The 20,975-nt window shown below is 72.7% G+C and carries 21 protein-coding genes; 13 read left to right on the top strand and 8 right to left on the bottom strand.

Features of this window, described 5'->3' with window-relative positions:
- Nucleotides 1-134: 134 nt before the first annotated feature.
- The 4 genes from fliP to fliF form a co-directional block, all read right to left on the bottom strand.
- Complete coding sequence (gene fliP, locus ACAZ03_RS15385) at nt 135-923, bottom strand: flagellar type III secretion system pore protein FliP (RefSeq protein ID WP_373354971.1); 789 nt, start codon at nt 921-923, stop codon at nt 135-137.
- A gap of 212 nt (nt 924-1,135) precedes the next feature.
- A complete protein-coding gene (locus ACAZ03_RS15380) occupies nt 1,136-1,405 on the bottom strand; it encodes a FliM/FliN family flagellar motor switch protein (protein WP_373357091.1) in 270 nt (89 codons plus the stop codon).
- Nucleotides 1,398-1,985, bottom strand: a complete 588-nt coding sequence (locus ACAZ03_RS15375) for a hypothetical protein (RefSeq protein WP_373354969.1) — start codon at nt 1,983-1,985, stop codon at nt 1,398-1,400. Before ACAZ03_RS15375 ends, ACAZ03_RS15380 begins: the two co-directional genes overlap by 8 nt.
- Nucleotides 1,986-1,988: 3 nt before the next feature.
- Nucleotides 1,989-3,665, bottom strand: a complete 1,677-nt coding sequence (gene fliF, locus ACAZ03_RS15370; protein WP_373354967.1) for a flagellar basal-body MS-ring/collar protein FliF — start codon at nt 3,663-3,665, stop codon at nt 1,989-1,991.
- Nucleotides 3,666-3,790: 125 nt separating this feature from the next.
- On the opposite strand from fliF, the gene fliL reads away from it, so the two are divergent.
- The 5 genes from fliL (at nt 3,791) to ACAZ03_RS15345 (ending at nt 8,682) form a co-directional block, all read left to right on the top strand.
- Entirely contained in the window at nt 3,791-4,303 is a 513-nt protein-coding gene (gene fliL / locus ACAZ03_RS15365) for a flagellar basal body-associated protein FliL (protein WP_373354965.1), read from the top strand.
- Nucleotides 4,304-4,324: 21 nt separating this feature from the next.
- A complete protein-coding gene (locus ACAZ03_RS15360; protein ID WP_373354963.1) occupies nt 4,325-4,705 on the top strand; it encodes a hypothetical protein in 381 nt (126 codons plus the stop codon).
- Nucleotides 4,702-5,346: a MotE family protein gene (locus ACAZ03_RS15355; RefSeq protein ID WP_373354962.1), complete on the top strand. Its 645-nt coding sequence runs from the start codon at nt 4,702-4,704 to the stop codon at nt 5,344-5,346. Before ACAZ03_RS15360 ends, ACAZ03_RS15355 begins: the two co-directional genes overlap by 4 nt.
- A gap of 202 nt (nt 5,347-5,548) precedes the next feature.
- Nucleotides 5,549-6,415 (top strand): flagellar motor stator protein MotA, encoded by an 867-nt coding sequence (gene motA / locus ACAZ03_RS15350; protein WP_373354960.1) that lies wholly within the window; start codon nt 5,549-5,551, stop codon nt 6,413-6,415.
- Nucleotides 6,412-8,682, top strand: coding sequence for a hypothetical protein (locus ACAZ03_RS15345; RefSeq protein ID WP_373354959.1), 2,271 nt, complete (start codon nt 6,412-6,414; stop codon nt 8,680-8,682). Before motA ends, ACAZ03_RS15345 begins: the two co-directional genes overlap by 4 nt.
- A gap of 34 nt (nt 8,683-8,716) precedes the next feature.
- On the opposite strand, the gene ACAZ03_RS15340 is transcribed toward ACAZ03_RS15345, so the two are convergent.
- The 4 genes from ACAZ03_RS15340 to ACAZ03_RS15325 form a co-directional block, all read right to left on the bottom strand.
- A complete protein-coding gene (locus ACAZ03_RS15340; protein ID WP_373354957.1) occupies nt 8,717-10,369 on the bottom strand; it encodes a glycosyltransferase family 4 protein in 1,653 nt (550 codons plus the stop codon).
- Nucleotides 10,369-11,427: a Gfo/Idh/MocA family protein gene (locus tag ACAZ03_RS15335; protein ID WP_373354956.1), complete on the bottom strand. Its 1,059-nt coding sequence runs from the start codon at nt 11,425-11,427 to the stop codon at nt 10,369-10,371. The genes ACAZ03_RS15340 and ACAZ03_RS15335 overlap by 1 nt, the downstream gene beginning before the upstream one ends.
- Nucleotides 11,424-12,209: a ThuA domain-containing protein gene (locus ACAZ03_RS15330; RefSeq protein WP_373354955.1), complete on the bottom strand. Its 786-nt coding sequence runs from the start codon at nt 12,207-12,209 to the stop codon at nt 11,424-11,426. Before ACAZ03_RS15330 ends, ACAZ03_RS15335 begins: the two co-directional genes overlap by 4 nt.
- 85 nt (nt 12,210-12,294) lie before the next feature.
- A complete protein-coding gene (locus ACAZ03_RS15325; protein WP_373354954.1) occupies nt 12,295-13,068 on the bottom strand; it encodes a sulfite exporter TauE/SafE family protein in 774 nt (257 codons plus the stop codon).
- A gap of 536 nt (nt 13,069-13,604) precedes the next feature.
- Here ACAZ03_RS15325 and ACAZ03_RS15320 point away from each other — a divergent pair.
- The 8 genes from ACAZ03_RS15320 (at nt 13,605) to ACAZ03_RS15285 (ending at nt 20,877) form a co-directional block, all read left to right on the top strand.
- Nucleotides 13,605-14,507 carry a sugar kinase gene (locus ACAZ03_RS15320; RefSeq protein ID WP_373354953.1) on the top strand — a complete coding sequence of 301 codons (903 nt, stop codon included), beginning with the start codon at nt 13,605-13,607 and terminating at the stop codon, nt 14,505-14,507.
- Between the two features lie 64 nt (nt 14,508-14,571).
- Complete coding sequence (locus ACAZ03_RS15315) at nt 14,572-15,978, top strand: mannitol dehydrogenase family protein (protein ID WP_373354951.1); 1,407 nt, start codon at nt 14,572-14,574, stop codon at nt 15,976-15,978.
- A gap of 317 nt (nt 15,979-16,295) precedes the next feature.
- Complete coding sequence (locus ACAZ03_RS15310; protein ID WP_373354950.1) at nt 16,296-17,060, top strand: sulfite exporter TauE/SafE family protein; 765 nt, start codon at nt 16,296-16,298, stop codon at nt 17,058-17,060.
- Nucleotides 17,061-17,150: 90 nt separating this feature from the next.
- The gene (locus tag ACAZ03_RS15305) at nt 17,151-18,284 is read left to right on the top strand and encodes a hypothetical protein (protein WP_373354949.1); all 1,134 of its coding nucleotides are present in this window, start codon (nt 17,151-17,153) and stop codon (nt 18,282-18,284) included.
- Nucleotides 18,285-18,296: 12 nt separating this feature from the next.
- Nucleotides 18,297-19,262 (top strand): PLP-dependent cysteine synthase family protein, encoded by a 966-nt coding sequence (locus ACAZ03_RS15300; RefSeq protein ID WP_373354948.1) that lies wholly within the window; start codon nt 18,297-18,299, stop codon nt 19,260-19,262.
- A 93-nt stretch (nt 19,263-19,355) separates the two neighbouring features.
- Nucleotides 19,356-19,940 (top strand): thermonuclease family protein, encoded by a 585-nt coding sequence (locus tag ACAZ03_RS15295; RefSeq protein WP_373354947.1) that lies wholly within the window; start codon nt 19,356-19,358, stop codon nt 19,938-19,940.
- A 39-nt stretch (nt 19,941-19,979) separates the two neighbouring features.
- Nucleotides 19,980-20,246: a hypothetical protein gene (locus tag ACAZ03_RS15290; protein WP_373354945.1), complete on the top strand. Its 267-nt coding sequence runs from the start codon at nt 19,980-19,982 to the stop codon at nt 20,244-20,246.
- On the top strand, nt 20,233-20,877 hold the full coding sequence (locus ACAZ03_RS15285; RefSeq protein ID WP_373354944.1) for an ABC transporter ATP-binding protein: 645 nt from the start codon (nt 20,233-20,235) through the stop codon (nt 20,875-20,877). The genes ACAZ03_RS15290 and ACAZ03_RS15285 overlap by 14 nt, the downstream gene beginning before the upstream one ends.
- Nucleotides 20,878-20,975: the final 98 nt, after the last annotated feature.

The raw sequence follows: 20,975 nt of genomic DNA, 5'->3' as shown, positions 1-20,975 counted from the left end.
CGTCGCCGGGGGGCGCCGGCTGACGCCGGCGCCCCCTTTGCGGCTTGCCTGGGGCGTGGATTGCGCCGCGCCCGACCCCGCTGACGCGGGCCCGCCGCGGCGCCGGGGCCGCCGCTGGCGCGGCGGCGGGCGGGTTAGAGGTAGGAGCGCACGAGGCTTTCGGCGAGCAGCGTCCAGCCGTCGGCGATCACAAAGAAGGCCAGCTTGAAGGGAAGGGAGACGACGGCCGGCGGCACCATCATCATGCCCATCGACATCAGGACCGCGGCGACGACGAGGTCGATGATGAGGAAGGGCAGGAAGATCAGGAAGCCGACCTGAAAGGCGCGGCTGACTTCCGAGAGCATGAACGACGGGATGAGGACGGACAGAGGCGAGTCGGGCGTCGGCGGCGCCACCGCCACATCGGGGCGGAGCGCGGCGAGCGAGGCATAGGTCTCGCCATCCATCCGCGCGGCCATGAAGCCGCGAAAGGGGGCGAGCGTGGCCTCGATCGCCTCCGGCGGTTCGGTGGCGCCGTCGAGGAAGGGGGCGACGCCGCCCTCCCAGGCGGCGGTGAAAACCGGCGCCATGACGAACCAGGTGAGGAACATCGCGAGGCTGACGATCAGCATGTTCGGAGGCGATTGCTGCAGGCCGATTCCCTGCCGGAGGATCGACAGCACCGTCACCACGAAGGGGAAGCAGGTCAGCATGATCGCGAGGCCGGGCGCGAGGCTCAGCACCGTCAGGAGCAGGAAGATCTGGATGGTGGTGGAGGAGAGCGAGCCGCCCTCGCCGAGATCGACCGTCAGGCTCTGGGCCTCGGCCGGGGCCGCGAGCAGGAGGAGGACCAGCACCGGCAGGAGCAGCCGCCCGGCCCTCCGCAGAGGGCCTCGCCAGGGCGCCGGCCCCTCTCGCCCCGTTGCCTGTGCCCGCCGCATCAGCAGATGCGACGCGAGCCCCGGGGCGGCGTGCAGCCGAGGGCCGGGCGCGCTCTCCGGGTGCCTCGCTTTCGTCCAGATGCTCCTTGGGTCGCCACCTAGGCGCCACCGGGTCGAGTGGCCCCCACCCGGCGGGGGGCCGGGGGCCCTCGGGCCCCCGGAGGAGCGGGGGGATCGGGGGGCCGCGGCCCCCCGCGCCTCGGTGCGCGCCCTCAATCCTCCGCCCCGTGGATCGAGACCACCTCCGTCAGGCGCACGGCGAGCTGGCCGGTCTCGTCGCCCTCCATCTCCTGGAGCTCGCCGCGGGCGATCAGGCGGTCGCCGATATAGAGCTCCACCGGGTCGTCCACCCGCTTGTCGAGCGGCAGGACGGCATTCTCCCCCATCTCCAGGAGGTCGCGCACCAGCGGGCGGGCGCGGCCGACGGAGACGGTGATCTCCAGCGGCAGGGCGTGCAGCGGATTGCTCGCGCTCTCATCCATCATTGTCTATTCTCACCTCCGGTTCGTCATGCAGGGCCGACAGCGCCTCGCGCAGGCCGGCCAGGTAATCGTCGAAATCGAGCGCCGTGCCGGTGCCCTCCGGGCTCATCAGCAGCGCCCGGCCCTCCGGCAGCGTGGCATCCGGCACCAGCTCGAGCGGCGGCCCGCCGGCGAGCGGCAGGTGCGGGGCGAGCGCGGCGTGGAGTGCCGGCGGCAGTGAGAGGCGCAGAGGGCTGCGGCTGTCGGCCTCGGCGGCCTCCATGACGAGGTCGATGAGCACCGGCAGCCGCGCCGCCTCGGCGAGGCCGGGCAGCAGCCCGTCGGTCAGGGCCGAGACCAGCGGGCGGAGCGCCGAGAGCACATGGGCGCGGGCCTCGATGAAGGAGAATTCCATCGTCTCGAGCACCTGCGCCAGCTCGGCCGCGGCGGCGTCGCGGCGGCCGGATGCCTCCGCTTCCGCCTCGGCGCGGCCGGCGGCATGGCCTTCCAGCCAGTCGGGGCTGGGGCCGGTCGGCTCCTCCGGTTCGGGCGGGGCGAAACGGGGGGCGTCGAAATCTTCCAACAGGGCAGGTCGGGCCATCGGTTACACTCCGGGTTCTGGGTCTTCGATCCAGCTCTGCAGGATCTGGATCGTCTCGTCCTGGCGCTCCTCGATGAGCTTGCGGAGGCGCGTCACCGGGTCGCCGGAATCGCCGCCGCCGCCCATGCCGCCCGTGCCGCCGAGCGCCGGTAGGCCGCCATCGTCGCCGAAGCCGTTACCCATGGCCGGGAAGCCGCCGCCCATGCCCATGCCGACCGGCTCCGCGCCGCCCGGCGGGGCGAGCGCATTGGCCATGGTCGGGAACCCGCCGGGGGTGAAGCCGCCGGCATCGTCCGGTGCCGGCAAGGCCCCGGCGGAGCCCTCTGCGGCGGCGGCGCGGCCGGCGAGGATCGGGCGGACGACGAAGAGGCCGAGCACCAGCGCCACCAGCGCGAGGACGCCGAGCTGGATCAGCATCATCGTGTCGAGCGCCAGCCTCGACGGCAGCCCGTCGGAGCCGCCCTCCATCGGCAGCGCCGGCTCGAAGGCCATCGAGCGCACGGTCAGCACGTCGCCCCGATCCTCGTCGATGCCGACGGCCGAGGCGACGAGCGCGCCCAGCGCCTCCAGCTCCTCGGGGCTGCGGGCCGTGGTCACCGGATCGCCCGTCGCCGGGTCTATGGCGGTGATCTCGTTCACCAGCACCGCGACGGAGAGCCGGCGGATCGCGCCGGGCGCCCGCAGCACCTCCCGCGAGGTTTCGGAGAAGTCGTAATTCGTCAGCTCCCGCGATTCGGAGCTCTCCGACGAGCCGCCGCCCGCCGCGCCGGAGCCGCCGTTCGCCGCCGCGCCGTTCGGCACGTTGGAGGCCACGGTCACCTGGCCGTCGCCGGCATTCTGCGCGGCGCCGGAGGAGCTGGTGACCTCCTCCGAGATCGCCACGCGGCTGTCGGGGTCGATGCGCCGCTCGACGATCTGCTCGCTCTCGGTGACCGTCTCGACGGAGACCTCGACGATGGCATTGCCGTAACCGACCCGCGCCTCGAGCAGCCGCTCGGCCCGGGCGCGCAGCGCCTCGGCGCGGCTGCCCTCGGGGGCGGTCTCGTCTTCCGCCGAAACGAGGCCGGTCTCGCCGTCGATCACGGCCACGTCCTCGGGCGAGAGGCCCGGCACGGCGGAGGCGACGAGGTAGCGCAGCGCCTTGGCGAAGGCCGGGGCCAGCGCGCCGTCGGCGGTCGTCACCGTCACCGCCGCCGTGGCCCGCGCCTCGCGAGCGAAGGGGCGGGAGGAGGGGGCGGAGATATGGACGCGCGCGGCGCGGATATGCGGCGAGGCGAGGATGGTCCGCGCCAGCTCGCCCTCCTTCGCGCGCCAGTAGGCGGCGTCGAACATCTGGCTTGTCGTGCCGAATCCCGAGAGCGAATCGAGCAGCTCGTAGCCCTGCGCCGAATTGGCCGGCAGCCCCTCGGCGGCGAGGCTCATGCGCAGCGCGTCCCGCTCCGCCACCGGCACATAGATCGCCCCGGCGCGCACCTCGTAGCCGACGCCCTGGCCCTCGAGCGCCGCGAGCACATCGCCGGCCGCCTGCGGCTCGAGCCCGCCGTAGAGCAGCGCCATCTGCGGCGAACCGGCGCCGCGGGCGAGGCCGAGGACGGCGGCGAAGACGGCGAGCGCGGCGCCGACGGCGATGATGCGGCGGCGCGAATCGAGACCGGACCAGATGGACGCGAGGCTCTGCAAGACGGTTTCTCCCTCTTCGGCGGGGCTTCTGCCCGACCGCACAAGAGATGCCTCACCAGACTTAAAGTTCGGTTAGCCAATATGAGCTTATCAACGGGGCCGACCCTGCCGCGACGAGGAAGGCCATGTCCGACGCCACAGCCAGCGAGGCGGAGGCCGCCGAAGAGGCGCCACCGAAGAAGAAGTCCAAGCTGCCGCTCATCCTGGGGCTGGTGCTCGCCATCGCCGGCGGGGCGGGCGGCTTCTTCGCCGTGCGCATGGGGCTGATCGGCGGCAGTCATGACGAGGCCGCCACCGGCGCCGAGGCCGAGAGCCTCGCCGACCTGCCCGTGCTGGCGCCCGCCGTCTTCCTGCCCATGGAGCCGATCGTGGTGAACCTGCCGGCCGACAGCGGCCATCAGCACCTGCGGTTCTCGGCGCAGCTCGAGGTGGTGCCGGGGCGCGAGCGCGAGGTCACCGATGTCATGCCGCGCATCACCGATGTGCTGAACACCTATCTGCGCGCCGTCGACCTCGCCGCGCTCGCCGAGAGCAACGCGCTCACCACTTTGCGCGCCCAGCTTCTGCGGCGCGTGCAGGTCATCACCGGCGAGGGCCGGGTGCGCGACCTGTTGATCATGGAATTCGTGCTGGATTGATCCCGGCCGGAAGGGGGACCTATGGCGATGATCGCCGACATATTGCTGGCCGCCGGAGCCATCGGTGCCGGATTTTACTGCTTCGTGCTGGCCTCGCGCTTGCGCCGCTTCACCGATCTCGAGCGCGGGGTCGGCGGCGCCGTCGCCGTGCTCTCCGCCCAGGTCGACGATCTCGGCCGGGCGCTGGCCAAGGCGCAGGGCTCCGCCGGCGGCTCGGTCGCCCGGCTCGGCGCCGCCACCGAGCGGGCCGAGGCGGCGGCCCGCCAGCTTGAGCTCCTCGTCGCCGCGCTCCACGACCTCCCCGACCCGGCGGCGGAGGAGGAGCCGGAGGAGGAAGAGGAGCCGGCCCGCCCGCCCTCCAACCCCTTCTTCCAGCGCCGCAGGGAAGAGGCGTCTTCATGAGCGCGCCCGGCTCCCGGCCCTCCTTCCGGCCATTCGGCCCGGCCCGCCCGCCCGCTAAGGTCGCCCCCCGCCGCCGCGTCGGCCGGGGAACACTCGCCGTGCTCGCGGCGCTCCTCCTCGCCTCGGGCGGCCTGCGGCTGGCCTCGGGGGCCGAGGGCGCCATCGCCGCCGTCGCTCCGGCGTTCGACACGCTCGCCGTCACGGCGGAGGGGGAGGATTCCTGCACCCCCGCCGACACGCCCGAGGCCCTCCTCGAGGCCTTCCGCCAACGGGAGGAGCGGATCGAGGCCCGCGAATCGCAGCTCGCCGACCGGATGCAGGCGCTCCGCCTCGCCGAGGCCGAGGTGGCCGAGAAGCTCGCCGCCCTGCAGGAGGCGCAGAGCTCGCTCGAGGCCACGCTCGCCCTCGCCGCCACCGCGGCGGAGGACGACATCACCCGCCTGACCGCCGTCTACGAGAACATGAAGCCCGAGGATGCGGCCGCGCTCTTCGAGCAGATGGCGCCGGATTTCGCCGCCGGCTTCCTCGCCCGGATGAACGCCCCGGCGGCTGCGGCGGTCATGACCAACCTGCCGCCCGAGACGGCCCATGCGCTCTCGGTCGTCATCGCCGGCCGCAACGCCGCCGCCCCGCGGGAGTAGCCGGCGCCGGCGGAGGGCCGCGGCCGGCTGCCCCTCTCCCCATGTCTTTGCTCCCCAAAAATCCTCGGGGGGAGACGCCCTTCAGGGCGACGGGGGGCAGACAGCCCCCCTCCGGCGCCCGCCTCCCGCGCCGCCGTCGAGACGATGTTAACCCTTCTCCCCCTATCCTCTGCCCCTGAACCAACGCCGGACGGGGGCGGGCATGATCGGAATCATCGGCATCGTGATCATCTTCGTGATGGTCTTCGGCGGCTACATCCTGGCCGGCGGCAAGCTCGGCATCATCCTGAAGTCGCTGCCCTTCGAGATGATGATGATCGGCGGCGCCGCCGCCGGCGCCTTCGCGCTGTCAAACGACGGGGCGGCGGTCAAGCACACGCTCAAGGACATCGGCAAGGTCTTCAAGGGCCCGAAGTGGAAGCACGACGATTACCGCGACCTGCTGTGCCTGCTCTTCGAGCTGATCCGCATCGCCCGCTCCAACCCGGTGACGCTGGAGGAGCATATCGAGAACCCCGGCGAGAGCGACATCTTCTCGAAATATCCCAAGATCCAGGCCGACAGCACCGCCGTGGCGCTGATCTGCGACACGCTGCGCACCGGCACGATGAACTACGACGACCCCCACCAGGTCGAGGAGGTGCTGGAAAAGCGGCTCGAGGAGCAGGCGGCGCATATGCAGCACTCGCCCCACGCCATGCAGGCAGTGGCCGATGCCATGCCGGCGCTCGGCATCGTCGCCGCCGTGCTCGGGGTCATCAAGACCATGGCCTCGATCGACCAGCCGCCGGAGATCCTCGGCAAGATGATCGGCGGCGCGCTCGTCGGCACCTTCCTCGGCGTGTTCCTCGCCTATGGCTTCATCGGCCCCTTCGCCGCCAAGATGGGCACCGTGCTGGCGGAGGAGATGCATTTCTACAAGCTGATCCGCGAGGTGCTGGTCGCCAACCTGCACCGCCACGCACCGAACATCTGCATCGAGGTCGGCCGGCAGAACACGCCCGGGCATTGTCGCCCGAGCTTCGCCGAGCTCGAAGAGGCGCTGAAGGCCACCAAGGGGGCGGCATGAGGGCGGCAGGGCTCCTCCTCGCCGCGCTCCTTTTCGCGGCTGCCCCCGCGGCGGCCCAGACCGTCACCATGCGCTCCGGCCAGCATCCGACCTTCACGCGGCTCGTCCTCGCCGTGCCGGAGGGGCAGGACTGGCGACTGGGGCGCGGCGGCGCCGGCTACCTCCTCGACCTCGGCGAGGGGATCGACTTCGACCCCGGCGGTGTCTTCGCCCGGGTGCCGCGCGACCGGCTCCTGTCGCTGGAGGACCGGGGCGAGGGCGTCCTGGAGCTGGGGCTCGCCTGCGAGCCCTGCCACGCAACGATCTTCCGCTGGCAGCCCGACCGGCTGGTACTCGACATCCGCGACGGCGCCGCCCCGGCGGACAGCCCCAACGAGGCGCCGCTCCCGCCGGCCGCCGACTTGACCACCGACATGGCTGCCGACATTGACGCAGCGCCGCCCGACCCGCGCCCCGCACCGGCAGCGCCCGCCTCCACCCCCGCCGCCACGCCCGGCCCCGGCCCGACCGAGGTCGCGCGGCCCTCGCTTCCCGTGGTGCTGGCCCCGCCGGGCCCGGCGGAGACGCTCCTGCCCTTCGGCCCCGCCGTCACCATCCCCGAATCGCTCCGCGTCGCGCAGATGGAGGCGGACATCCTGCAGAGCCTCTCCCGTGCCGCCACGCTCGGGCTCATCGAGCTGCAGCCGCAGATGCCCGGCATGCCGGAGCCGGTGCCGCCGCTCCTCGCCCCGGCGGATGCCCCGCCCGAGGGGCCGGAGGGCGGCACGCCCGGCGAGCCGGGGCTGAGCTTCCGCACCTCGCTCGACCGCGACCGGGCCATTGCACCGGCACACAATTCCTGCCTGCCGGAGGCGCTCTTCGACATGGCCACATGGGTGCCGGAGGAGGCGGACTTCCCCTCCGCCATCGGCCCCCTGCGCATCGCGCTGACCGGCGAATTCGACCGGCCCAACGCCGGCGCCGCGGAGGATCTGGCCAAGGCCTATCTCTATTTCGGCTTCGGCGCCGAGGCGCGCGAGGTGCTGGCGCTCGATACCGACCCTTCCGTCGCGCATCGGGTACTCATCGCGCTCGCCGCGCTGGTCGACGGGCGGCCGGCGCCGTCCGGCATCCTCGACGGGCAGATCGGCTGCGGCCAGAAGGTGGCGCTCTGGGCGGCGCTGGCGGGGGGCAGCGTCGAGGGCATCGCGGAGGAGCAGCGCGCCGCCATCATGCTCGCCTATCGCACCCTGCCGCCGCCGCTGCAGGGCCATATCGGCGCGCGGCTCGCACAGATATTCATCCAGTCGGGCGACAGCTTCACGGCGGAATCGCTCCTCGACCTCGCCCGCCCCGCCGTCACCGGCGATTCGCCCGAGGCGCAGCTGACGGAGGCGGAGGTGACGGGCGCGCTCGAGGGCCCGGAGGCGGAGCTCGAGGACCTCAATGCGCTCGTCGACGACAGCGCCACGCTCTCGCCCGAGGTGCTGATCCGCGCCATCGACCGGGCGCTCGAGCTCGGCCAGGTGCCGAGCGACCGGCAGATCGCGCTGGCCGGCTCGCTGCGTTTCGAGCAGCGGGGCACGGCGGACGATGCGCGGCTCGCCGATGCCGAGATCCGCGCGCTCACCGCCGCCACCCGCTTCGAGGAGGCGCTGGACCTCATCGCCGACAGCCGCCATCCGATGCCCGCCGGGCGCCGCGCCGTGCTGGCCGATGCCGCCCTCGCGGCGCTGACGGAGAAGGCGGACGACCTGCGCTTCCTCGATCACGCCATGGGCCCGCTGCCGCGCGGCCTCGGCGCGGACACCGAGAATGCCATGGCGGCGCGGCTCCTCGCCCTCGGCTTCCCCGAGCAGGCGGAGGTGCTGATGGCGGGCCGGGCGGAGGGGGCGGACGGGCGCGAACGGCAATACCTTCGCGCCGAGGCGGCGCTCCTGCGCGGTGATGGCGCGGCGGTGGTGGCGGCGCTCGACGGGTTCAGCGACCCGCGAGCCCGCAGCCTCATCGCCCGTGCTGCCGAGGTCGACGGCGATTACGCCGCCGCGCTCGCCGCCGAGGCGGAGCCGCAGGCGGAAACCATGTGGCGCGCCGGCGCTTGGGACGCGCTGGCCGCGCAGGAGGACGATCCGCTCCTCTCCGGCGCAGCGGCGGATGTGCTCCGCCCGACGGAGATCGCGCCGGAGGCGACGCCACTCGCCGGCCGCGCCGACCTGATCGGCGAGGCGGAGGCGACGCGGACCATGGTCGAGGATCTGCTCGCCCGCTTCCCGGTCGACGGCGACTAGGCTCAGGGGCTCAGGGGCTCAGGGGCTCAGGGGCTCAGGGGCGGAGCGGTACCTTGGGCAGGGCGACGAGGTCGACCTTTGCCAGTTGCAGCACCGCCGCCATGCAGGGCGCGAGCGCGAGGCCCGAGGCCTCCGCCAGCGCGGCGACGCTCATCGGCCCCCGCTCGGCCAGCACCTCAGCCACCGCCGCGAGCTGCGCGGGCGAGAGCACCGAGCGGCGGTAGAGCTGGCGGGCGGAGAGGCGGTCGATCTCGGTCAGAAGCTGTTCCGGCGCCGCGCCCTTCGCCTCCACCAGAGTATCGCCTGAAAGTGCCGCCGAGGGGTAGCCGGCGTAGAGCGTGAAGGGGTCGGCCTCGCGCGGCGAGGCGATCTTCGGCGCCTCCCCGGCGGCCGCGCGGCGGGCCGCCAGTTCGTCCGCCAGCTCCAGGTAGCGCGGCACCACGGCCTGCCAGTCGAGCTCCGCCGCCGCATGTCTGCTGGCGGCGGCGCCGAGCCGGGCGCGGAGCTCGGGGCTTTCGGCCAGCGCCGTCAGCGCCTCCGCATAGGCGGGCACGTCGATCTGCACCTGGGATTGCACCAATGTGAGGTGCTGGAGGTACTGATCCGTCCCCGCCGCGAAGCGCCGCCCGAGTCCGGCGCCGGCGCCGGGGGGCGCCATGCGGGTGGGGATGAGGAAACCGGTCTCCCCGTGCACCACCGTGTCGCGGAAGCCGTCCCAATCGGGCATGACGACGGGCAGGCCGGCGGCCATCGCCTCCACCGGGACCAGCCCGAAGGTCTCCTGGATCGAGTCGGCCGGCAGGGTGAAGACATCCGCCCCGGCCCAGAGGTCGCGCCGCACCGCCGGCTCGCGCCCGTCGATCAGCGTGGTCGTCACCCCCGGCGCGAGGGCGGCGGCGCCGTCGCGGTGCAGCGCCTCCTGTTGCGGCCGCTCCGTCCAGCCGGTGAGCCACAGATGCACCTCGTGCCCCGCCTCCGCGAGGCGTTGCAACGCAAGGAAGAGCGGCAGTGGGTTGGCCTTCTCGGCGATGGAGAGCCGGCCCATGGTCATGACGACGAAGGCCCCCTCGGGCGCCCCGAACCGGGCGCGCATCGCCTGCCGCGCCCCTGGGCGGGGGGCGAAATCGGCGGTCTGGATCCCGAGGGGGATCACCGGCAGCTCCGGCAGCGGCACCCGGCTCGCCCCGAAGCGCTGGCGCAGGTAGCGGGCCTCCGCCTCCAGATGCTGGACCATCACCGAGCGCACGGCGCGGCTCGTGCAGATGATCGCGTCCCAGGGCTCGACCGGCTGGGTGACGAGGCCGTGGAAGCTCTCGACGATCCGCCGGGTCGAGATCGTATGCGTCAGCCCCACGAAAGAGGCGCGCGCCGCCCCGTGCCGCAGCCGCGCCCAGGGGGCGGAGGAGAAGCCGGGCGTCGGGAAGAAGATCGTCCCGAGATCGGTGAAATCCCGGCCCGATGCGAGGCTGCGGGCGCTCAGGGCCCGCTGCGCTCCCCGTGCCTCAAGCGCCTTGGCGAGCGCAGCGGCATGGGCCTCCGTTTCCGTCAGCGCGCCGAGCGGCCCCTCGGGCCCGTGCTCCAGCCAGCCCTTGAGGAAGCTCTCGCCGGCCGAGCGGCGGCCGACGAGGTCGCGCCCCTCCCCCTCGATCTGGTCGGGGTGGAAGTAGAGCGCGACCCCGGAGCCCATCAGATCGCCAGCTCGGCCCCGCCGGCGACATGGCTGGCGGTGGCGCTGTCGAGCACTTTCTGCAACTCCGCGCCACGGGCGAAGTCGGGATCCTCGCCCACGCCCCTGTCGAGCGCCTGGGCGAAGCGTTCGTAATTGGTCGGCACCGGCGTCGGGCTGACCTCGTGCCAGGTCTTGCTGCGCAGCGCGTCCACCCCGATGCAGGTGCGCATCCAGCAGCGCTGGAAGTCGAAGGAGAGCTCGATGGCCCCCTCGGTGCCGTAGAGCTTCAGGAACAGGTCGTTGTGATAGCCGCTGGCGAAGCGCGAGCCGTGGATCACGCCGAGCGCGCCGTTTTCCATCCGCGCCTGCATCGTGAAGCTGTCGTTGGCGTCGAGCACATATTCGCCGATCCGGTCGCCCTCGGCCTTCTCGAAGGTGGCGAGCCGGCAGGAGATATGGGTGATCGGCTGGCCGGCGGCATGGCTCGCGAAGTCGAGGATATGCACGCCGATGTCACCGAGGCAGCCGGTGGAGCCATGGCTCTGGCTGAGCCGCCAGAGCCATTTCGGATCGGTCCGCCAGTCGCCCCATGTGTCTTGCGTCAGCCAGCTCTGCAGGTAGCTCGCCTCGAAATGGCGGAGCTCGCCGATGGCGCCGTCGGCGACCATCTTGGCCGCCTCCGCCAGCTCGGCGGAGCGGCGGTAGGTGAGGTTGACCATGTTGACGACGCCGGCCTCCGCCGCCGCCTCCGCCATCTCGCGGGCATCGGCATGGCGGGGGGCCAGAGGCTTTTCGCACATGACATGCTTGCCGGCGGCGAGGAGCGGTAGGGTCGTCGCGTAATGGGCGCTGTCGGGCGTCACGTTGGTGGCGGCGTCGAACTGGCCCCAGTCGAGCGCCTCCTCCAGCGAGGTGAAGGCCTTCGGGATATGGTGCTCGGCGCAGAAGGCGGCGAGGCGGGCCGGGTCGCGGTCGACGCCGGCCACCACTTCGATATTCGGACAGGAGCGGAAGCCGAGCACATGCGCGCCCGCCATCCCGCCGGTGCCGAGGACCAGCAGCCGGTGCTTCTTCAACGGAAGCCCTCCTCACCCGCCTCGTGCAGGGTCTCGCCGCGCTGCTCGATCGGCTCGAGCGCCTTGTCCACCGGGACGTTGGGGGCGGCGTTCGGGTCAGCCACGCGCGGCGCCGGGTTGTGGGCCCAGCGGGCGGCGTTAACCAGCACCTTCTGGACGTTGCCGTCGTGATAGGTCGGGTAGGTCTCGTGCCCGGGGCGGAAGTAGAAGACGCGGCCGGCGCCACGCGTCCAGCAGGCGCCGGAGCGGAAGACCTCGCCCCCCTGGAACCAGCTCACGAAGACCGTCTGCTCGGGCTCGGGGATGCCGAAGGGCTCGCCGTACATCTCTTCGTTTTCCAGCTCGAAATGATCGGGCAGGCCCGCGGCGATCGGGTGGTTGCGGGCGGTCAGCCAGATGCGCTCCCGCTCGCCGGCCTCGCGCCAGGTGAGGTTGCAGGGCGTGCCCATCAGCCGCTTGAAGGGCTTCGAGAAATGCCCGGAATGGAGGACGATCAGCCCCATGCCGGACCAGACCGCCTCCTGCACCCGCTCGGCGACGGTATCGGAGACCTCGCCATGCGCGGCATGGCCCCACCAGAAGAGGACGTCGGTCTCGGCCAGCCGCTCGGCGGTCAGCCCGTGCTCGGGCTCCTGCAGGGTGGCGGTGGTGGCGCTGAGGCCCTCGGCCTCGTTGAGCGCGGCGGCGATGGTGGCATGCATGCCTTCGGGGTAGAGCTTTGCGACCACGGCGTTCTTCTGCTCGTGTACGTTCTCGCCCCAGACGGTGATTCTGGTGGGCATGGGTCTCTCCATGGCTGGTCGCGCCGGGCGGGCCCGGCAATGTCGTGGGACATTGGCCCCGTCGGCCAGCGGGCGCAATGGGGGGTCAGAAGAGCTCGGTTGACCCGTCCCAGAGCAGCTTCAGAGCGACGAGCACCACCATGGCGTACATGATCGGATAGAAGACCTCGGCCTTCAGCCGCTTGACGACGAAGGCGCCGACGAAGGTGGCGAGCGCGCCGACGGGCAGGAGCGCGGCCGAGATCTTGAGGTTGGTCACGTCGATCTGCCCCAGCGCGAAATAGGGGATCAGCTTCACCGCATTGACGACGGCGAAGAAGAGCACCGAGGTCGAGGTGTAGATCCGCGGCGGATGCTGCAGCGGCAGGGCATAGACCTGGTAGGGCGGCCCGCCGGCATGGGCCACGAAGGAGGTGTAGCCGGCGACCGTCCCCCAGAAGGCGCCGCGCGCGCGGTTCTGCTCATGGGGCGGCAGCTCGGCCTTGCGGAGCTTCCCCCGGAACCAGTTGAGCGCGAAGAGGAGGGCGATGCCCCCCACGATCAGCTTGACGGCGGGTTCGGAGACGAAGGCGGCCGTCGCCCAGCCGATGGCGATGCCGACAAGCCCGCCGGGCAGCAGCATCAGAAGCGTCTTGCGGTCCCACTCGCCCCACCACGACCAGAGGCTGACCCAGTCCATCACGATGAGGATCGGCAGCATGATGCCGGCGGCCTGCACGGGGCTCATGACGAGCGAGAGGATCGGCACGCCGAGAATCCCGAGCGCCCCCCCGAGCCCGCCCTTGGCGAGCCCGACGAGGAACACCGCGAGCAGGGCGGCGGCGAGCACATGCGTATCGAGGAGGAGAAAGCCTTCCATCCCGTGCTGTTACCCCTCGGGCCAGGTGGGCGCCAGAGGGGCAGGTGGGGCGAAGCCCGGAGGCGGGGCGGGGGCAGCAGCCCTCCGCTCCCCCTCACCCACGAGCTACTCTCCCGAAAGGGGCGAGCCACCGCCCGGGGAAGCCCGCACCGACGGCTGGACTGTGCCCCGAACCCCCCTCCACCTTGAGCCACAGTGCCGCGCAGGGCGAGCGCCGGCCCGGGGGGTGGCGCTCTTACGGCTGAGCGGCGCGCTTTATGGTGCAACCAATCCCCCGCCCGGAGCTCATGCCCAGCCCAACCAGAGCGCCAGCCCGCGGGACGGGCCGGCGCTCGCCCTGCGCCTTCGGCGCGCACCGGGCGGGGGCACCGCTCCGACGTTGCGCAACGCGCCCCTCCTAGGGTGGGTTTTCAACCCACCGTTCCACCGCGCCCCCTGCCATCGGCCCGGGCCACCTCACGAGCCGCCCCACCCCCCCCCGCTTGCAACTCCGCCGCCGAGCCCGCATTGATCCCGCGACCCAAGGGGAAGGGCCCATGCGCATCCTGTCGATAGGCGAATGCATGATCGAGCTGAGCGAGGCCGCCGCCGGCCCCGATCTCTGGCGCATGGGCGTGGCGGGCGACACGCTCAACACCGCCTGGTATCTCCGCCGTCTCCTGCCCGAGGATTTCGAGGTCGCCTATGCGACCCGCCTCGGCACCGACGAGTTCTCCGCCCGGATCCTCGGCTTTCTGGCCGCCGCCGGGCTCGACACCGCCTTCGTCCAGCGGGATCCCGCCCGCGGCCCCGGGCTCTATGCCATCTCGCTGAAGGACGGCGAGCGCAGCTTCACCTACTGGCGCGGCCAGTCCGCCGCCCGGCATCTGGCCGACGAGCCCGAGGTACTGGCAGAGGCCCTCTCCGGCGCGCGCCTCGCCTATCTCTCCGGCATCACGCTGGCGATCCTCGCGCCCGACCGGCGCGAGGCGCTCCTCGCCACGCTCAAGGCCTCCGCCGTGCCCTTCGCCTTCGATCCCAACGTCCGGCCCCGCCTCTGGGAGAGCCCCGAGGCCGCGCGCGACTGGGTCACGCGGGCCGCCTCCGCGGCCGCGATCCTCCTGCCTTCGGCCGATGACGAGGCCGCGGCCTTCGGCGATGCCTCCGCCGAGGCGACCCTCGCCCGCTACGCCGCCCTCGGCGTGCCCGAGATCGCCGTGAAGGCCGGCGGCGGCCCGATCCACTGGCAGGCGGAGGGCACCGCCGGCGTCGCTGCCGCCCATGCGCCCGTCGCCCCCGTCGACACCACCGGCGCGGGGGACAGTTTCAACGCCGGCTACCTCGCCGCCCGCCTCACCGGCGCCGGCCCCGAGGCCGCCATCGCCGCCGGCCATCACGTCGCCGCCCAGGTCGTCTTGGCCCGCGGCGCCCTTACCGAGATCGCCGCCCCCGTCCTTTGATCCGCCGGGCGCCGACCCCTAAACAACGTCGTGCCTTCGCCCCGAGCCCCACCGCAGGAGCCCCATGACCCGCCTGACCCGCACCACCCCCGCCCCCGCGCAAGGCATCGTCCATCTCGGCCTCGGCGCCTTCTTCCGCGCCCATGGCGCGCTCTATGTCGAAGAGGCGATGGCGGCCTCGGGGGGCGACTGGGGCATCACCGGCGTCTCGCTCAAGTCGCCCGGCCAGCGCGACCGGCTGGCGCCTCAGTGCGGCACCTATACCGCCGTCGAGCTCGGGCCGGAGGGCGAGACGGCCCGCCATGTCTCGGTCATCCGCGAGGTCCTCGTGGCGCCGGAGGATCCCGCCGCCGTCCTCGCCGCGCTCCGCACGGCCCGGCTCGTGACCCTGACGATCACCGAAAAAGGCTATTGCCACATCCCGGCCACGGGCCGGCTCGACCTCGCCCATCCCGTCATCCGCGCCGATCTGGCGAATCCCGAGGCCCCCGCCTCCGCCATCGGCTACCTGACCCGGGCGCTCGCTGCCCGCCGCGATGCCGGCGAGCCGCCCTTCACGGTGCTCTCCTGCGACAACATCCCCGGCAACGGCGCGCTCCTGCGCGGTCTCGTCCTGGAGCTGGCGGGCGAGATCGACCCCGCCCTCGCCGCCTGGATCGCGGCGGAGGGCGCCTTTCCCTCCTCGATGGTCGACCGCATCGTCCCCGCGACGACGGAGGCCGACATCGCCCGCACCGAGGCCCTTACCGGCCTCCATGACGCCGCCCCGGTGATGCACGAGCCCTTCCGCCAATGGGTGATCGAGGATCATTTCGCCGGCCCCCGCCCCGACCTGGCCGCCGCCGGCGCCGAGCTGGTGGAGGACGTGACGCCCTTCGAGCACATGAAGCTGCGGTGCCTGAACGGCACGCATTCAGCGCTCGCCTATCTGGGTTATCTATCAGGGGCGGAGACGATCTCAGACGCCGTCGCGCACCCCGCGCTCGCGGCCTATGTGAGGCACCTCTGGGCGGAGGAGATCCTGCCCGTCCTCACCGCGCCCCCCGGCACCTCGCTGCCGGATTATGCCGACGCGCTCTTCCGGCGCTATGCCAACCCGGCGATCCGCCACCGCACCTGGCAGATCGCGATGGACGGCAGCCAGAAGCTGCCGCAGCGCCTGCTCGGTACGATCGGCGAGAATTTCTCCGCCGGCCGCAGCCCCCGCGGCCTCTTCCTCGCCGTCGCCGCCTGGATGATCTACACCTCCGGCCGCGACCTCCACGGCGCCGCCATCGACGTCCGTGACCCGCTCGCCGACCGCCTCGGCGCCTGCTGGCCCGGCGCGCCCGCGGAAGTCACCGCCCGCTATCTGGCGATCGAGGAAGTCTTCGGCCCCGCCCCCGATCCGGCCCTCGCCGAGGGGCTGACCGCCGCCCTCACCGCCCTCCTCACCTCCGGCCCAGAGACCGCCGCCCAGCAGGTCATCTGACCCGCCCGCGCTGGCGCCCAATTCCCGGACCGGCCCGGCCTCGGGTGGACCGCCCGCCCGGCCCCTCCCGGTCATCTGGCCCGAATAACCTCTGGGCGATGGGCACAGCCCTGACCGGCCAACGGGACAGCCGCCCAGGTTGCTTCCCAAGCGTCCCTCCTCCCCCGAGCCCCACTCCCGGTCTCCCCGGCCCCTTTCATCTGGCCAAAAATACCTCGGAGGTGTGGAGGCAGAGCCTCCACCCGGCCCGGCACGGGCCGGCCCCCCTCCATCGCCCCCCTCTGGCCCCCGCCGCCACGCTCCCCTAAAGCTCCTGCATGTCCTGGCCCGCCGAGCTCACCCCGCATCTCTTCGTCCTTGCCTGCCTCGTCGCGATGCTCGCCGGGGTCATCAAGGGCCTCTCGGGCTTCGCGATGCCGATGGTGATGATTTCGGGCCTGTCGCTCTTCCTGCCGCCGGAGCTGGCGCTGGCGGGGCTGATCCCCTCCACGCTGGTCAGCAACGGGCTGCAGGCCATGCGCCTGGGGCCGAAGGCGGCATGGACGAACCTCAAGCGCTTCCGGCTCTATCTCGCGGCGCTGCTCGTCATGCTCGTCATCTCGGCGCAGCTCGTGTCGTTCCTCGAGCCGCGCTGGCTGTTCCTCATGATCGGCGCGCCGGTGGTGGGGTTCGCGCTCCTGATGCTCTCCGGCTGGTCGCCGCGCCTCTCCGAGGCCTCGAAGCCCCCGGCGCTGCTCGTCGGCGGCTTCTCCGGCTTCGTCGGCGGGCTCTCCGGCGTCTGGGGGCCGCCGACGGTGCTCTACCTCACCGCCATCGACCTGCCGAAGCGCGACCATGTGCAGGTCCAGGGGGTGATCTATGGGCTCGGCGCCGTGATGCTCTTCTTCGCGCATCTGACCTCCGGCGTCCTCACGCTCGCGACGCTGAGCTTCGGGCTGGCGCTCGTCCTGCCCGCCGTGCTCGCCATGCAGATCGGCCAGGCGGTCCAGGACAGGATCGACCAGAAGACCTTCCGGCGCGTGATCCTGTTCGTCCTGCTCGTCGCGGGGCTCAACCTCGTCCGCCGGGCGCTGACCGGCTGAGGCGCGGCCGAGCTCCGCGTGGCCCCCTTCACCTTTGACAATGCCGCCCCGGCATCGCACCTCTAGCAAAACGCCGAAGGCCCTTCCGACATGACATCATTCGAATCGACGCCGCTGAGGCTGCTGGTCACCGGCGGGCTCGGCTTCATCCTGATCGGCGCGCTGCCCGGGCTCTACGGGCTCGCCCTGCCGGTCTGGACCGAGGCGCATGGTGCCGGTGGCGCCGGGCTGGTCATCGGCATCCACGGGCTCGGCTGCACCATCGCCGTCGTCTCCGGCCTCTTCGGGATCGTGCGCCTGACGCTGCGGCTCTCTTTCGCGCTGATCCTCGCGGGGGCGCTCGGGCTCGGGCTCGCGCCGGGCTGGGGCGGCATCCTGCCGGCGGCGCTGGTGACCGGGCTCGGCTACGGGGCGATCTCCGTCGTCGTGAACAGGCGGTTCCTGACGGAATTCGGCGCGCGCGGCCCCGGCATGGTCGGGCTCGTCAATGCCATCTACGGCATCGGCGCCATCGCCGCGCCGCCGGCGCTTCTGCTCGCCGGAGGGCGCCCGGCGCCCGTCTACCTCGGCCTCGCCGTGCTCGCGCTCGTGACGCTGCCCTTCGTGCGCCCGGCGCTCCGCCGCGCCGCCACCGTCCGGCCCGGGCTGCCGCCGCTCCATGCCGGGCGCATGTCGATCCTCGCCTTCATCTTCGTCTCCGCCGTGCTCGAGACGGGCCTTTCCGGCTACGGGCCCACGGCGCTGCTCGGGCTCGGCCTCGGCGCCGAGCGGGTGGCGCTCCTGACCTCCGGCTTCTTCGTCGCCTTCCTCGCGGCGCGGCTGATGCTCTACTGGGTGGCGCATCATCTGCGCCCCGAGCATCTGATGGCCGCCGGCTTTCTCATCACCGCCTTCGCGCTCGGCCTCGCCGCGGCGGGCCAGCCGGAGGCGGGGTTCATCGCCGCCGGCGCCGGCGTCGGCATCCAGTTCCCCGCCTTCTACGTCTGGGCGATGCATGTGCTTGGCGGTGACGAGCGGATGAGCTCCGCGCCGCTCCTCGGCGGCCTCGCCGGCGCCACCATCGGCCCGCTGGCCCTGGCGCCGGTGCTGGCCGCCGCCGGCGGGCCGGTGCTCTTCCCGCTGCTCGCTGGGCTCTCGCTTCTCGCTGGGCTGGCGCTTCTCGCGACCTCCCGCCGGATCGGCGCGATCGCCGCCGGCCCGCTGGACAAGCGCCCCGCTGCCTGACCAGATGCGGGAATGGACCTGAAAGCCCACCGCTCCATCCTCGGCGTCATCGGCCGCACCCCCGCCGTCTGGCTCGACCGGCTGACCCGCGCGCGGGGGCTCGAGGGGCGGATCATGGCGAAGCTCGACTACCTGAACCCCGGCCATTCCAAGCAGGACCGCGCCGCGCTCGGCATCATCGAGGAGGCGGAGGCGCGAGGCGATCTGGTGCCCGGCCAGCCGGTGGTGGAGCTCACCTCCGGCAACATGGGCACCGGGCTCGCCATCGTCTGCGCGGTGCGCGGCCATCCCTTCGTCGCGGTGATGAGCGAGGGCAATTCGCCGGAGCGGGCGAAGATGATGCGGGCATTGGGCGCCGAGGTGATCCTCGTGCCGCAGGCGGAGGGCAGCCCGCCCGGCCAGGTCTCCGGCGCCGATCTGGCGCTGGTGGAGGAGGAGGCGAAGCGGGTCACGGAGGCCCGCGGCGCCTTCCGCGCCGACCAGTTCGAGCGGACGGGCAACCCCACGGCCCATGCGGCGGGGACGGGCTCGGAGCTCTGGCAGAATTCCGGCGGCACGCTCACCGCCTTCGCCGATTTCGCCGGCTCGGGCGGCACCTATGCCGGCGCCATCCGCACGCTGAAGGCGATGGGCGGCGTGCGCGGCTATGTGGTGGAGCCCGAGGGCGCGGCGGCGCTCTCCGGCGCCGAGGTCACCGCGCCGAACCACCCGATCCAGGGCGGCGGCTATGCGCGGGCGGATCTGACATTTCTCAAGGACGTGCCGGTCGATGGCTATCTTGCGGTGACCGGCGCCGAGGCCAAGGCCGCCGCCCGCGCGCTCGCCCGAGAGGAGGGCATCTTCGGCGGCTATTCCGCCGGCGCAAATCTCGCGGCGGCGCTGAAGCTGCTGGCCGGCCCCGAGAAGGGCGGCCGCATCGGCATCGTCATCTGCGACAGCGGGCTGAAATATCTCTCGACCGACCTCTGGGAGGAGTGACGGCCCCGGCGCTTGCCCCTCCGCCTGCCCCAGCGTCAGGAAAATCCGCTCCCCGGCCGCAGAATGGCCCGAATCGGGCGCCGAGATGGGCGCATGGCCGTGGAAACCATGCCCTATCTGCTCCTGACCCTGGTGGCCTTCGCCGCCCTCCGACTGTTGCGCCCCCGCCGGCGCTCTCATCCCCCCGTGCCCGAGGTGTCGCCGCCGCCGACGCGGCCCTGGCGGCCCACGATCCCCCGCGGCCGCCCGCCGGATGCGCCCTGGCGGCCGATCCTGCAGGGCCGGGCCCATGTCGTCGATGGCGACGGGCTGGTGATCCGCGGCACGCATATCCGCCTCTTCGGCATCGACGCGCCCGAGATGAGCCACCCCCTTGGCCCTGACGCCAAGAGCGCGCTCATCCAGCTGGTGCGGGGGCGGCATGTGACGGCCGAGGTGCTCCACACCGATCGCCATGGCCGGGCCGTCGCGCAATGCCACCTGCCCGACGGCCGCGACCTCTCCGCCGAGATGGTCCGCTGCGGCATGGCCATCGACTGGCCGAAGCACTCCGGCGGCCGCTACAGCGCGCTCGAGCCCCCCGGCACCCGCCAGCGGCTCTGGCTCGCCGATGCCCGGCAGCGCGGGCGGATGGATGTCTGGGCCGCCTACGAGGCCGGCCGGCAAATGCGCCCCTAGCCCCTTGTAATCCGCCCCCCCAGGCGCGACCTTCCACCCATGACGCCCCTCCAGATCGCTCTCATGGCCGCCCTGGGTCTCGTCTTCCTCCTCTGGACGGTGACGATGTTCCAATGGGTGTTCCGCCTGCGGGCTCTCGCGGTGGAGCAGACTGGCCAGCTCTGGCCCGGCCCCTTCGCCGTCGGCCGGGCGCTTGCCGCCTGGGCCGACGATCCGGCGGAGCGCGGGCTGAAGATGCGGCTCGTCGGGCTGACGCTCCTCCTCTTCGCGCTTATCGCCGTCGGCGGCCTCCTTGCTCGCGCTTGAGGGCGTCCGGAAGGGCTTTCCGGGCGGCGGCGAGGTCTTGCGCGGCATCTCCCTGACCCTCGCCCCGGGGGAGACGCTGGCGCTCACCGGCGAATCCGGCTCCGGCAAGTCGACGCTGATGCATCTGGCCGCCGGGCTCGACCTGCCGGACGAGGGCCGCGTCACCATCGGGGGGGAGGAGACGACGGCGCTCGGCGAGGCCGGCCGCGCCGCGCTCCGCCGCGGTACGGTCGGGCTGGTCTTCCAGCAGTTCAACCTGATCCCCTCGCTGACGGCCGGCGCCAACATCGCCTTCCACGCCCGCCTCGCGGGGCGGGAGGATCCCGCCTTCACCGCCGCGCTCGCCGCCCGGCTCGGCCTGACCCCGCATCTGGCGAAATATCCCGAAGAGCTCTCGGGCGGCCAGCAGCAGCGCGCCGCCATCGCCCGCACGCTCGCCGCCCGCCCCGCCCTGATCCTCGCCGACGAGCCCACCGGCAATCTCGACGAGGCGAGCGCGGGGGAGGTGCTCACCCTCCTCCTCGAACTCGCGAGCGAGACCGGCGCCGCGCTCCTGACCGTCACCCATTCGCCCAAGGTGGCCTCCGCCATGTCTCGCCGGCTCAACCTGTCGCACGGGCAGATCACGTGACCGGCGCCCCCCGGTCTTTGCTCCCGAAAAATCCTCGGGGGGCTCCGGGGGGCAGACAGCCCCCCGGGCGGGGGGGCCGGGGGGCGGCAGCCCCCCGC

This window comes from Pseudoroseicyclus sp. CXY001 (assembly GCF_041714655.1).
GTDB lineage: Bacteria > Pseudomonadota > Alphaproteobacteria > Rhodobacterales > Rhodobacteraceae > Pseudoroseicyclus_A.
The sequence above is the reverse complement of the archived record's forward strand: the minus strand, read 5'-3'. Positions and strand labels throughout refer to the sequence as shown.